This window comes from Holdemania filiformis (genome assembly GCF_003459085.1).
Taxonomy (GTDB): domain Bacteria; phylum Bacillota_I; class Bacilli_A; order Erysipelotrichales; family Erysipelotrichaceae; genus Holdemania; species Holdemania filiformis.
The window spans coordinates 145,129-158,373 of record NZ_QRUP01000003.1 but is presented as its reverse complement, the minus strand read 5'-3'; the positions used below and the strand labels follow the sequence as shown (position 1 = coordinate 158,373).

Below are 13,245 nucleotides of genomic sequence, written 5' to 3'. Positions count from 1 at the left end.
CCTTTCAAATCGGTGCATGCTATAATATTAAAAACGAAGTGTAACAAGTAAGGAATATGATTTGTTATGCGGAAGGAGGCGTACGTGCTGAAGGAAATTTCTCTTTACGACTATCTCTATCAGTCGGTTCTGACGCAGCTTGCCTGCGGCGCGCTGCGCCAGGGGGACCGGCTGCCGTCGCAGACCGAGCTATGCCGGCAATACAACGTTGGAATCACAACCGTGAGGCGAGTGTACCGAATGCTTCAGGCAGAGGGGGTGATCGATTGCGAGGCTCGAACGAAAGCCGTAATCCGCTGTGATCTGACCAACGCGGAGATCACCCGCATGATCCAGAATCGGAAGCTTTATATTCTTGATATCTACCGCAGTCTGGCGCCGCTTTATCCTTTTCTGCAGGCTCAGGGGGCGTTCCGTATCAAGGAGCTTGAGCCGCTGCGCAATCTTTTGCGTCAATCGGTGCAGGCCGAGGAACAGCGCGGCAGGCTGCATTGTTATTCTCAGCTGCTGGAAACGTTATTCTCGCCCTTTAATAATCAGCTTTTAAAGGACTGGCATCAGGAGGTCAGTCATGTGACCTATGTTCCGCTGTACGCGACGCTGCAGCTGGATCCGCGGGTTGCGCTGCCGCTAGAAGAATTCCAACAGTTGTTCAATGAGCTGTTGGAAGCGATGGCGAATTCGGAGATTTCCGCCTGTGAAGCCCGGCTGCGGCAGATTTATGACAAGGGCTGGATGCGTGCGGAGAAAATTCTGGACGCGCTGGCTCCTGAATCGGAAGGCCAACGAAAAGTACCGGCTTATTCCTGGGCTGCCCTTGCCAGCCGGACGCCTAAATATACCGCAATCGCATGCTCCTTGCTGGAGCGGATCCGGGCTGGAGAATTTGACGATCAGCGCTATATCCCGTCGATTCCCCAGCTGATGCAGGAATATTCGGCGTCGTTGGCGACGATCCGAAGCGCGGTGGCCGTGCTGAACGATATTGGCGTGATCCGTACGGCCGCCAAAAAAGGTTCAGTCATCGTCAGTCCTTCTGATTTTTCGCTCGCCCCAATGAAGCTGGATAAAGCGATCGTGGAAGAAAATATTGTGACTTTTCTAGATGCGCTGCAGCTGCTGACACTCTGTTGGACGCCATTAGTCCGCGTACTTTTTCCAAAATGGACAAGCGCATTCCGTCAGGCGTTGGCGGAGCGTTTGGAAGCACTGCCTTCATCCGCCGGAATTCTGGCAGGGGAACTGCTGCGGCAGCTGCGCGAGGGTGCGTTATATGCAGGTCAGCGCCAATTTCTCACTCAGCTGGAAGATCTGTTGCTATGGGGGCATTATCTCAAACGCCTGCCCAATCTGAAACTGCCGGACGCCTTGCTGCCGGAAAGGCTGTGTGATGACCAGCGGCGAATCGTTCAGGCGCTCAAAGAATCAGAAGAAGCTATTTTTATCACGCTGACGCAGCGATTGTTTGATGAAGCCTATGCAATAGCCAGAGATCTTGCACGCCAGACCGAAGCTGAAATTTCCCGATTCCCTGCCGCGCTGGAAAAAGCCTGAGCTAGAGAAGACAACATCCCTTGGCTTACCTTAAATAATGATCTCTTAAATTTCAGAATTCATGTAAACTTGTTAAAATCGGGAAAGTGCGGCGATGTGGCTGCTTTCCAGAAATTTCCCAGCATCACCAAACGATCAATTTGTCGGATTTTGGTAAAAAATATGATATGCTTATTATAAAGAAAATCCGGAATCAGGGAATCCGGACAGAAAGGAAATAAAATGAAAAAGAAGTTGTTTTTGAGCTTTGCGCTCCTTGCGAGTCTTCTGCTTGGCGGCTGCGGAAAAACGGAAACCGCAGCGGAGATCATGTCCAAGGTTCAGGCTAATCAGCAAAAAAACGAGGCGGTCCAGACCTATAAAATGGACGGAAAAATTAAAATGGCTGCTGAGGGTATGACGCTGGATTTTCCCATCATCATGACCATTCAGAGTCAGCCGGCCGACAAACAGGGAGAACCCGTTCTTTATTTTGATCTGTCGCTGTCGTTTATGGGGCAGTCGATGAACATGAAGTCCTGTGTTCAGGATCAGATGCTTTATACGGAAAGCGACGGCGAGCGCAGCCGCGAACCGATCGATTACAATCCGGAGTCCGTCGCCGAGCTGCAGCAGGAAATGGATCTGAAGAAATTATATTCCGTGTTTACCGTTAAGAAAACCGACAACGGATATGATTTAAATTTTGAAGCGAAAGACTATGGCGAACTGGCGGAGTTGATCAGTCTGCTGGGAAATGCGGAGACCGACGTCGAAGCTCTGGAACAGATGAAGGAACAGTTTCAGACGCTCGAGGAGACGACGACCTTAGAACAATGCAAGGTAAATTTTCAGATTTCAAAAAACTATCAGATGACTGGCGGCGTGATTTTGATCGAAACATCCGCTGTCGAAGAGGGCATGACCATGAACCTCAGCTTTGAGCTGAATCTGACCGTCAGCACTGACTTGCCGATGACGGAGATGGATTTATCGAACTGGGTTATTTGAACGAATTCGGAAACGACAAGGAATTCCGGATTAAGAAAAGGTCGGTAGGTATATGCGGTGGAAAAAATTAGAGATCACGTTGATCGCGCTGATGATCCTGTCAGGCGCAGGCTTCTGGACGTTTAAAACGCTGCGTCACCAGCCGTATTCGCTGACGCCGGTGACGATGACGCGCGAACAGCTGAGCGAACAAGTGGATCTCGATATCACTTTGATCAACGAGCTGTTCCGCGATGAACTCAACCGTGAAATCGCCCCGGCCGTCGCGGAGGTGGATTTCCGGGGCGAGTGCTTTACGATCGGCTACGCAGCCCATTTTACAGAAACACCTGTACCGATCGGTCTTCTGTATGAAGGCAAGGGGAATAGTCCGCTTGGCCGCGGGATCTCATTGGAGCTTTACGTCAGCGACCGTGATTTGAGTTCGGTGATGCCCCTGTCAAAAAGGATCACCTGGCTGGGCCCTGAACGACAGCTGGGCATGCTCGGCTCAACGGCGGCGATCCTGGAATATCATCAGAAAGGAAAAAACGTCTGCGGGCAGTTTCATGTCAAACACGGCGATCTCTTTTATCTGGGTGAGCTGAAATATTACGATTCCGCCATGACCGGGGAATGGGAACACGATCAAAAGATCTGGGAAGCCGCGCTGGACCAGCTGCTTCCGTTTCTTGCCGAATAAACAAAAAGGATTGCTTTATGGCGATGATCTCATCCCTAAACGCAATCCTTTCTTATTGTTCAATTTTGATGATCGTCGGCTTTTCTCTACAAGCCGCATTTCAGCTGCGCGTTGCAGTTGGTGCAGGTATTGCAGCCGCCGATTTCCTCGACGATGCCTTCCAGACAGATCGGGCAGATGTCGCCGACTTCCACGCCGATGTTGCGGTCCTGCCGGTCTGCGCGCAGATCGGTTTTCTTTTCCGCTTCCTGCGTCTTTTTAACCGGAACGCCGAAGTCGCGCTCAATATCCATCTGATCCCAGCTGTTTTCTTCTTCGTTGCTTAACGTCAGTACCTGGGAATCACGGGAACCGTCGACATACACGGTGCCGCCTTTCGCGCCGCCCGCATACAGCCGTTCATAGATGTGCTGAACCTGGCGGACGGAGAAGCCGCGCGGAGCGTTGACGGTTTTGGAAATGGAGGAATCGATCCAGCGCTGGATCGCGCATTGGGTATCGGCATGTTCTTCCGGCGTCAGTTCCATCGCGCTGACGAAGAACTCCGGCAGCGTGTCGCGGGTGTAGCCCGGGTTGAGCGCCAGCCACTGATCGACGATCGCGGCATTGACCTCAATGAATTTGCCCAGCCGGCCGGAACGGAAATAGGAGAAGCTGAAGTACGGTTCCAGGCCTGTGGATACGCCGACCATGGTGCCGGTGGATCCGGTCGGAGCGATCGTTAACAGATGGGAATTCCGGATGCCGTATTTCAGGACGTCCTGGCGGATATCCTCGTCCATCTGCTTCATGTAGCCGGTATTGATAAATGCTTCGCCGCTGGTGAAGAACGGGAAGCTGCCTTTTTCCTTTGCCAGCTCGACGGAGGTCTGATAGGCCGCGCGGGCGATGCAGTGGAACACCTGATCGATGGTATCCAACGCTTCCGGCGATCCGTAGCGCTTGCGGTTCCAGATTAACATGTCGTGCAGGCCCATAACACCCAGGCCGACGCGCCGTTCGCCCAGGGCCTGATCTTCGTTGGCCTTGAGGAAATACGGCGTGCTGTTGATGACGTTGTCCTGCATCCGGACGGTCAGCGCAACGGTTTCCGCCAATTCATCAAAGAGAATCCGGCCGTCTTTCTTGTCAACAAAGTTAGCGAGGTTGACGGCGGCGAGATTGCAGACGGAATACGGCGCCAGCGGCTGTTCCCCGCACGGATTGGTCGCGACGACTTTCTGACCGTAGGCTTTGGCGTTGGTCATCTTATTCGCGTTGTCAATGAAGAAGATCCCCGGTTCCGCGGAATAGGTCGCGCAGAAGCAGATCAGATCCCACAGGTCGCGGGCGCGGATCGTGCGGTAGATCTTGATCGGATAACCCAGGGCCTCCCATTCGCGGACGTCGCCGATCTTATGCCAGTGGGTGTCGTAGGCTTCTTTCTGCTGCGGAGTATAATTGGCGATGTCCGGGAAGCGCAGATCAAAGGTGCCGTCCCGTTCTACCGCCTCCATGAATTCGTCGGTCAGCGTCACGGAAATGTTGGCGCCGCTTAAAAATTCCGGATTGACGACCTCCAGCCGGCCGCCTTCCAGCAGCGTCTGCTGAGCATAGTCCAGCACGTCCGCCGGCGTGTTCTTATTTTCGATCAGAGTTTCCAGCATCTGCCGTTCCAGCCGCGAAAGCGGGATGAATTTCAACTTGCGCTGGGCCAGCTCGCGGACCTGTTCGTCCTTATTATTTTCACTCAGCCATTTCAGGACCCGCGGATTCTGCATTTTAGAAATGATAAATTCGATAATATCCGGATGCCAGTCCGCTAACATGATCATCTGTGCGCCGCGCCGAGAGCCGCCCTGTTCGACCAGGTTGGTCAGGTTGGCGATGTCGTTCAGCCAGCTGACAGCGCCGCTGCTGCGTCCGCCGACGCCTTTGGCCGGGGCATGCTTAGGCCGCAGCGTCGATCCATTGGTGCCGACGCCGCCTCCGCGCGACATGATTTCCATGACTTCCTTGCGATGTTCCGCAATGCCGCCGCGGGAATCCTCGACAAACGGCATAACGAAGCAGTTGAAATAAGTGACCTGCGTGCCGCTGCCTGCGCCGAACAAAACCCGCCCGGCCGGAATGACGTTGAGCTTCTTTAACTGTTCGGTAAATAATCCGGCGTATTTTTTCCGCTGAGCCACATCGGTCTCCGGCTCGGCCAGCGCTGTGCCGACACGGCGGGCGATCTGTTCATAGCAGATCTCCATCGGCTTGTCGATTTCCGCGAACGGCCGGCGGATTATCCCGGTGATCGACTCCTGCTCGTCTTCCAGTGTGCCGCGGAATTCTTCTTCAATTTCGATCGTTACGCTCTCTTTTTCCCAGTCGATCGCTTTGACGACGCCGACGCCCCGGGCCGGATATTTCGGATCCTCTTTGATGACGGTCAATACGATGTCGCCGATACCCAGCGTTCTGAGCTCCCGATCCTTCTGAGCGTAGCGGTCAAGCATGACCAGCCGTGAAACACCGGCGTGAATCGTATGATCCTCCGGTTGGATTTCAGTTAAATACGGAAAAAATTCCCGGATGTCCTGATTGAGTTTAACGATTGTTTCCTTGCGATATCCCATAATCTAAATGCTTCCTCCTATATTTAAATTTCCGAACCTGCCGCACTCTGAATCTGCAGCGCATAAAAATAATCGCTGATCCGGTTCAGATAGACGCCCAGGGACGGATCGGTCTTTCGAGTTTCCTGCAGCTTCCACCAATGCCGCTCAACCCGCCGGCTGATTGTCCGCAGGCGGTTGAGCGCCGCGCTCTCGGGATTGTCGAATGGATAATGAAATCTGAATTCGCCGGCCGCTTTGACTTTGGATTCAATTTCGATTTCCAGCATCCGGATAAAACTTTCCAGATCGGCTTCGCCATAACCGCTCAGCATCGCGCTGGCGGCGCTGAGCTGGGTTACGATCTGCTTCATTGATTTCCGGTATCCGGAAAATCCGCTGGCTAGCACCAGGCATTCGGCGCTCAGCTCGTCCAGATCGCCCAGGACTTCAATTAACGGATCCGCTTTGGAAATCCGTCCCCCCTGAATTTCAGTTGTTCCCTGATCCCCGGTTTTCGTGGTAACGATCATGTTTTCACCTCGCTTCGCCTCTGCCGTTTACGGGCCATTGCTTCCATTATAAAATGTTTTTGTCCAGAAGTCATAAAGAAATCGCGATTGGAACGATTTTCATGATTTCTTCGAAAAAAAGCGAGGTAAGCTTACCGGGTTTCATTTCATTTTCATAGTTCCTCGGTCCTCCGGCAGGCGGGAAGGCAAAAGATCCGGGCATAAGTTTCTCTCTTGGCGGATAAACTGAAATGAAGCATGTTGAAGACGCCAGGAGGAAATCCTAAAAATTGGAACAGACAGCCGCGGTGTAGTGATCTTGACCCGGGGCAATACTATCACTGAACTTGAACTGGGAAGTTCAACGGTTTGGAAGGAGGAATCGCGAGGATGAAAACCAATTTTGATCCTCAGGCTCAGAAGGCGATCCAGTCCGCCCGCACAGTGGCGCGGCAGATGAAAAACACCTTCATCGGAACGGAGCATTTATTGATCGGCATTCTGCAGACAGATCATTCCGCATTGCAGAAACTGCTGAGCGAACGCGGGATTACCGCCGAACAGCTGAAAGAGGATATTCAGGTGCTGTTCGGTTTTAACGAGGAAGAAACACGGCAGACCGAGTACACGCAGACCGTCCAGGAAATTCTGGAGAAATGTCTGGTTGAAGCGGCTCGTTCCACACCGCCGGTCATCACGCTGAAAATGCTGACACGGACGCTGCTGGAAACGCCCAATAACGTCGCCTCGGAGCTGTTAAGGCGGTATGATGTGGATATCGCCGGATTGATCGCGGAACTGAACCGGCAGGATATCGATAGCCTGAATTCGATCCGGGAGCTGCGCAACCTGAACCAGTGGATGGCCAACCGGCCTTCCAATATCGTTGAACGGCAGGCGCAGATGAATTCGATCATCCGGATTCTGTGCCGGAAAGAAAAAGCCAATCCGCTGCTTTTGGGCGATCCGGGCGTGGGGAAGACGGCGCTGGTGGAACAGCTGGCTAAAAGTATTGACGAGGGAGAGGTTCCCGACTGCCTGCGCGGCAGCGTCATCTTTGAACTCAGCGTCAACGGTCTGGTGGCGGGGACCAAGTACCGCGGCGAGTTTGAGGAAAAGATTCAGAAAATTCTGGATGCCCTGCGGCAGTTCCCCCAGGTCATTCTTTTTATTGATGAAATCCATCAGATCATCGGCGCGGGTAAAGCCGAAGGTTCAATCGACGTGGCCGGCGTGCTGAAACCGGTCTTGGCCCGCGGGGAAATCCGCTGCATCGGCGCGACGACGTATGATGAATATCTCAAATTTATTGAAAAGGACCGGGCTTTGCAGCGGCGCTTCCAGCCGGTTATGATCGAGGAGCCGGATCTGGATTCCGCCCGGCGGATGATCGAGGCGAAGATTCCGGAATATGAGCAGCATCATCAGATCCAGTTTCCCATGGAGCTGGTCGGTCCGCTGATGGAAAGCACGCAGTATTTCATGCCTTCGCGCAAGCTGCCGGACAAGGCGCTGGACGTTATTGATCTGGCCTGTGCCAGCGCGCGGATGGATCATCGCGGCACAGTCGCGCAGCGGGATGTCGATCAGATTCTGGAGCAGCTGACTGACGTGCCGCTGCAGGACCGCCGCCGAAAGGATCGGGTGATGCAGCGGCTGCGCAGGGAACTGATCGGGCAGGAAGGCGTTCTGACGCAGATCGATCAACAGCTGCAGTGGATGGAGCTGGGGGTTGTGCAGGATCGGCCTTTAGGGGTGTGGCTGCTTTGCGGCAAACAGGTTTCTTTGAAGCAGCGGCTGGCAAAGGTGCTGGCGCAGCTGTACTTCGGGCAGAACGACCGGCGGATTGAAGTGGATATGATGGATTATCAAGACAGTCAGGCAGGTTATCGGTTCGTGCATGGTCCGGATCAACAGTATTCGTTGTGGCTGGAAAAACTGCGGCGTTCTCCCTACTCGCTGTTGTTTATCCGTAATCTGGACGCTGCCCGGCCGGAATGCGCGGCTATTTTGCGCAAGGGCATCGAGCAGGGACTGATCGAGGAAGAAGCGGGACGGAAGGTGGATTTGCGGCATTGTCTGATTCTGCTGGACACGGAACAGAGCCGGACGGTATCCGGACTTGGATTTCAGGCCGTTTCTGTGAAAACGGAGAATGAGGGCTGGGATGAAATCGCTGATGCAATTCTGGATTTCCGGACGCTGGACAGTGCGGAAATGGAAACGCTGGCACGCCGGCGGCTTCAGGAAATCACCCGCCAAATGCCGCAGCTGGCCTTTGAGCTGGGCGAGGACACGCCGTTTGATATCGAAGGGGAAGATCCGGAAAAGATCGATCGTCAAATCCGCTCTTATCTGACGAAGCGTTTTAAGAAATCCGCTGGCTGAATTGCGTAAAAATGCGTCAGGAATTGTGAAAAACCGCGCTGTCCATTGCCGGACTGAACGGGGTGTGATAAAATAAGCACTACCAAAAGGACGAAAAAGAGGGAAAAGGATGGAATATTCAGCGTTAATCGTGGCTGCCGGACAGGGGCGTCGGATGAATCTTGGCTACAACAAGGTGTTCTACACCTTTGCGGACGGAAAGAACGTATTGGAAAAGACGATGAGCATTTTCGAAGCCGATCCGCGGTGCAGGCAGATCGTCATCGTAACGCAGCGTGAGGACTACGTGCGCTGTATGCGCAACCGGACACAACGGGGGAACGTCGTGTTTGTCGAAGGCGGAGCAACCCGTCAGGAGAGTGTGTTTAACGGATTAATGGCGGTCAGCGAGGACTATGTGCTGATCCACGACGGCGCGCGGCCGTTTCTGGAACAGGAATGTCTGGACCGGATCTGCCAGTGCTTAAGCGAGCATGACGCGTGCTTGTTAACGGTGCCGTGCAAGGATACGATCAAGGTCATTGAAGATGGAAAGATCAAGGAAACACCGAACCGCAGCCAGCTGGTGCAGGCGCAGACGCCGCAGGCGTTTAGGACGTCGCTGATTCTGCGGGCGTACCGCAAGGCGCGTCAGGAAAAGGTACAGGCGACCGACGACGCGCAGGTCGTAGAACTGTTGACCGGCGAAGCGGTGTACGCGGTGCTGGGATCGTATAAAAATATCAAGATTACGACGCAGGAAGATCTGCGTTAAGCAGGAATTATCCCGGTCAGTGACATTGACCGGTTTTTTTGGAGTGAAGTGTCTGAAAATGAAAATTATGAAAATAACCGCACGCCCTTGAAATAACTCAGGAACGGAATATACTAAGGGTGTAGGGACGCTTGAAAAAGCGATACCCGTCAGACACTATCTCTTATTCGAGAAGTGGTGGACAGATAAGTGCCGGTTTTCTTTGCTACGGATTGCGGCACTTTTTCTTTCGAATTCTATAATTCTGATTCTGCATTCAATGATCATGATCGTTGTTTGAATCATCAACATCCATTCAGAAAAAGAGAGAGAAAACAAAAGTTCCATGAAAGATTTCATAGAAAGCCCCTCCTTTCCAGAGCTGAAAAACAAGCTCGAAAAACAAATGAATCCAAAGAAAGATCCATCCGGACGGGCAGCCGCTTCATCAAAGACCCTACACTATTAATATTGTGCAAAAGTAGAAATAGCCTTGCTGGAAACAGAAGAAAGTTAAGATTATCCGCGATCTTTTATGAAAGCTAATGAAACCAGACAAAAAAGAACTAATACACTTAATTACAAAAATAATTGCGCGTTTGTAATGACTGAATCTGAATAGGCGGCTTTCTGAATTTCATTTAAATACAGGAAAGAAATAAATGGAAAAGCTGTATAAAAATTTATTTACTAGAGAAATGAAGAAAATGAAAATTGTTACTATTCACTGAGAAGGAAGAAACAGGAAAGCATAAGATGGCCGTGCTGAGTGTGCTTCAAATGGCAACGAAACAAAAACAGAATACCTTGGAAACCCTCGAGAACATCCTGAATTTCGGATGGTCACAGAGTCAACCGGCAGTTTTAAGCTGATCCGATTTTCTTTTCCCTCACTTCTCGGTGAATAGTTACTGAAAATTGTGAAAATAAGCAGCAACCCTTGAAATAACTCAAGAATGACGTATACTATAAGTGCAGGGCCGCATGAAAAAGCGGTACCCGTCATAAGCTATCTCTTCATCGAAGGGAAGCTGTGGACAGATAAACGCCGGTGATCTTTGCTACGGATGACGGCGTTTTTTCTTTTGAATTCTATAATTCTGATTCTGCATTCAATGATCATGATCGTTGTTTGAATCATCAACATCCATTCAGAAAAAGAGAGAGAAAACAAAAGTTCCATGAAAAATTTCATAGAAAGCCCCTCCTTTCCAGAGCTGAACAATCCAGCTCGAAAAACAAGTGAATCCAAAGAAAGATCCATCCGGACGGGCAGCCGCTTCATCAAAGACCCTACACTATTAATATTGCGCAAAAGTAGAAATAGCCTTGCTGGAAACAGAAGAAAGTTAAGATTATCCGCGATCTTTTATGAAAACGAATGAAACTCAGCAAAAAAGCGAGTTGATATGTTTAATTATATAAACATGGCACGTTTTTGTTGACTGAACCTGAACAGGTTGCTTTCAGAATTTCTTTTGAATCCGGAGAAGAAACAAAGGGAAAAGATATACAAAAATTTATTTACTAGAGAAATGAAGATTGTGAAAATAATCACGGACATGAAATAACTCGGGAACGGAATAGACTAAGGGTGCAGGGAAGCTTGAAAGAGCGATCCCCGTCAGACACTCTCTCTTATTCAAAAAGTGGCGGACAGATCAGCACCGGTTTTCTTTAGGACGGATTGCGGCACTTTTTTTGGACAACTCAATTAAGAAAAAAAACTGAAAATAGCAAACGAACGTTGAGTTTCTCAACGTTCGTTTGCGGTAGTGAATAAATAATTTATGAAATCCTGTCCTGTTATTTTAATATTCTTTTCAACATATCAGGGGTAAGCAAATTCACCGTTTCAAATTTACCCTTGTAGAAACAGGCCCAGTTGTTGAAAACGCAGGGCAGCGCTTTGGCTTTTTCCAATGAATCAACATGCTTAAGGATCAGCGGAATGGCCTGAGTTTCACACTCTTTCTTCACCCTTTCAATATATTGCGCGATAAACGGGCACTGATCGTCATAGAAGAGTGTTAATTCCTGATTCTCAATTCGCATTTGCTTTGCGTTTTCTGTAAATTGCGGTTTTGTGCCGTCCCACGATAAAGCCAGAAGCTCATAGCCGTTTTCGGTTTGATCGACGACTTCAAAGCCCTGTTTCTTAGCGAACGCCTGGTCGGACAGCCAGGATTTTTGTTTGTGCGAACCCAGCATGCAGACGCCGGCTTTCCCCTGACGTTTAGCGTCAGCCAGACAGGAATCCATCAAAGCTTGGCCAATTCCTTTCCCTTTGAAGCTGCCGGTAACCCAGAGGCAGTAAAGATAGAGATAATTGTCACCGGTGATCGGAACCCAGGCAGTTTCTAACGGAGCGTATTCAATGAAGGCTGTTTCTTTTTCTTTCGCATCCAGTTTGCGGAAAATATGGCCCTCCGGAAGCCGCTCAGCCAGCCACCGGCGTTTGGCTTCCACTCCCGGATGTGCTTTTTTCGTGCGGATAATGCAGCTGAGATGCTCGGAGGCAAGATTATCCGGTGTTAAGGTTACAAATTTGAATTCCATTACGGCTCCTCATTTCTTTTAAGGGAATTATATAAGATTTTATGACAGAAACATAGAGCGCCGCGGATTTTGTAAGAAAGTGATGCAATAATAATGGATATATAATATGAAATCAGAGAGAACATTGAAAAAAATACAATAGAGTCAAATTGATAAGACCGGACACTTGATTTCGGCTTATAATGAAAACATGGGAGGTTTGTTTATGCAAATACAAACAATAATTGATCATATTCAAAGTCATACGCCCTGGGTGGATTACCGCAAAACCCGGGATTTTATCCTGATTGACGGAGGGAGTTCCGAGGTCAGTCAAGTGGCTGTCTGCTGGGTTGCGACAATGAAAGTGATCGAGGAATGCATCCGGCAGGATATTCATTTTATCATTTCGCACGAAAATTGCCTTTATGTGGAAACAACCGCGCCGTATAAGACGATGAAAGACCTGCGCGATCAAAAGATCAAGCTCTGCCAAAAACATCAGATTACGATATACCGCTGTCATGACGGCTGGGATCAGTTCCCCGTCTACGGCGTGGCGGATTCGCTGGCGCGCAGCACCGGAATCCCGTTTGACGAGCGTCCGGTTTCCTCTTTTTATCATTACGCGGCGATTGAAAAGGAAACCGTTTCCGAACTGGCGGAAAAACTGGCGAAAGCCTTGAAGCCGCATGGCTGCGGTTATGTCGAGATCCTGGGGGATCCGGATCAGCGGGTAACGAAATTAGGTATGGGTGTCGGCGCGGCGATGAATTCCCAAATCATGATGATGGAGAATGTGGATTGCATGATCCTGGCTGACGATGGCTTCACCAACTGGATCGATCTGCAATGGTGTCTGGATGCGAAGGTGCCGTGTATTCTCTGCCATCATTCCACCAATGAAATGGAAGGGATGACCGGCATGGTTCACTATTTAAGCAAAGTATTTCCCGATTGCCGGTTCGTTAAACTGGACGAGGGATTCCAGTTCACTCTGGTGGAAGCAGGAGAGTAACGAATTGAGCTGATTTTCTCTTAGCGAATATTTAATAATCGTAAAGTAAACTGGTTTTCCGAGGAAGACAGGTTTTCTATATCGTTAAACTGTATATTTTCTGAGAGTATTCTGATCAATGCTTGTAAAACGAAGGCTAAATTATGTCCTAAATCTAAAGTTTTAAGATTGATTACACTTAAGCTTAATAAAAGAAAACTGAAGAACTTATTTTTTAATTTCATGTAAAAATAAGAAAAGAAAAAGAA

9 protein-coding genes are annotated in these 13,245 nt (G+C 50.1%); 6 read left to right on the top strand and 3 right to left on the bottom strand.

What is annotated here, in order from left to right; translation table 11 throughout:
• Positions 1 to 84 precede the first annotated feature (84 nt).
• The 3 genes from DWY25_RS04010 (at position 85) to DWY25_RS04000 (ending at position 3,226) form a co-directional block, all read left to right on the top strand.
• Positions 85 to 1,554, top strand: coding sequence for a GntR family transcriptional regulator (locus DWY25_RS04010; RefSeq protein WP_181981682.1), 1,470 nt, complete (start codon positions 85 to 87; stop codon positions 1,552 to 1,554).
• A 222-nt stretch (positions 1,555 to 1,776) separates the two neighbouring features.
• Positions 1,777 to 2,544, top strand: a complete 768-nt coding sequence (locus DWY25_RS04005; protein WP_117893985.1) for a hypothetical protein — start codon at positions 1,777 to 1,779, stop codon at positions 2,542 to 2,544.
• A 52-nt stretch (positions 2,545 to 2,596) separates the two neighbouring features.
• Positions 2,597 to 3,226, top strand: coding sequence for a hypothetical protein (locus DWY25_RS04000; RefSeq protein WP_117893982.1), 630 nt, complete (start codon positions 2,597 to 2,599; stop codon positions 3,224 to 3,226).
• Between the two features lie 86 nt (positions 3,227 to 3,312).
• Here the strand turns inward: DWY25_RS04000 and DWY25_RS03995 are convergent, their stop codons facing one another.
• Together DWY25_RS03995 and DWY25_RS03990 are read right to left on the bottom strand one after the other, a co-directional pair.
• Complete coding sequence (locus tag DWY25_RS03995; protein ID WP_117893979.1) at positions 3,313 to 5,829, bottom strand: vitamin B12-dependent ribonucleotide reductase; 2,517 nt, start codon at positions 5,827 to 5,829, stop codon at positions 3,313 to 3,315.
• 23 nt (positions 5,830 to 5,852) lie between these two features.
• Positions 5,853 to 6,341, bottom strand: coding sequence for an ATP:cob(I)alamin adenosyltransferase (locus tag DWY25_RS03990; RefSeq protein WP_117893976.1), 489 nt, complete (start codon positions 6,339 to 6,341; stop codon positions 5,853 to 5,855).
• Between the two features lie 369 nt (positions 6,342 to 6,710).
• On the opposite strand from DWY25_RS03990, the gene DWY25_RS03985 reads away from it, so the two are divergent.
• Positions 6,711 to 8,708 (top strand): Clp protease N-terminal domain-containing protein, encoded by a 1,998-nt coding sequence (locus tag DWY25_RS03985; protein ID WP_117893974.1) that lies wholly within the window; start codon positions 6,711 to 6,713, stop codon positions 8,706 to 8,708.
• Between the two features lie 109 nt (positions 8,709 to 8,817).
• The gene (gene ispD, locus DWY25_RS03980) at positions 8,818 to 9,462 is read left to right on the top strand and encodes a 2-C-methyl-D-erythritol 4-phosphate cytidylyltransferase (protein ID WP_117893971.1); all 645 of its coding nucleotides are present in this window, start codon (positions 8,818 to 8,820) and stop codon (positions 9,460 to 9,462) included.
• 1,785 nt (positions 9,463 to 11,247) lie between these two features.
• Here the strand turns inward: ispD and DWY25_RS03965 are convergent.
• Entirely contained in the window at positions 11,248 to 12,000 is a 753-nt protein-coding gene (locus DWY25_RS03965; RefSeq protein ID WP_117893962.1) for a GNAT family N-acetyltransferase, read from the bottom strand.
• A 205-nt stretch (positions 12,001 to 12,205) separates the two neighbouring features.
• Between DWY25_RS03965 and DWY25_RS03960 the strand changes: the two genes are divergently transcribed.
• A complete protein-coding gene (locus DWY25_RS03960) occupies positions 12,206 to 12,997 on the top strand; it encodes a Nif3-like dinuclear metal center hexameric protein (RefSeq protein ID WP_181981681.1) in 792 nt (263 codons plus the stop codon).
• The last annotated feature ends 248 nt before the right edge of the window (positions 12,998 to 13,245 follow it).

Excerpts from the sequence above, each read along its gene's own strand:
- DWY25_RS03985 (WP_117893974.1), top strand. The coding sequence starts at position 6,711 with ATGAAAACCAATTTTGATCCTCAGGCTCAGAAGGCGATCCAGTCCGCC.
- ispD (WP_117893971.1), top strand. The coding sequence starts at position 8,818 with ATGGAATATTCAGCGTTAATCGTGGCTGCCGGACAGGGGCGTCGGATG.
- DWY25_RS03990 (WP_117893976.1), bottom strand. The coding sequence starts at position 6,341 with ATGATCGTTACCACGAAAACCGGGGATCAGGGAACAACTGAAATTCAG.
- DWY25_RS03995 (WP_117893979.1), bottom strand. The coding sequence starts at position 5,829 with ATGGGATATCGCAAGGAAACAATCGTTAAACTCAATCAGGACATCCGG.
- DWY25_RS04000 (WP_117893982.1), top strand. The coding sequence starts at position 2,597 with ATGCGGTGGAAAAAATTAGAGATCACGTTGATCGCGCTGATGATCCTG.
- DWY25_RS04005 (WP_117893985.1), top strand. The coding sequence starts at position 1,777 with ATGAAAAAGAAGTTGTTTTTGAGCTTTGCGCTCCTTGCGAGTCTTCTG.
- DWY25_RS03965 (WP_117893962.1), bottom strand. The coding sequence starts at position 12,000 with ATGGAATTCAAATTTGTAACCTTAACACCGGATAATCTTGCCTCCGAG.
- DWY25_RS03960 (WP_181981681.1), top strand. The coding sequence starts at position 12,206 with ATGCAAATACAAACAATAATTGATCATATTCAAAGTCATACGCCCTGG.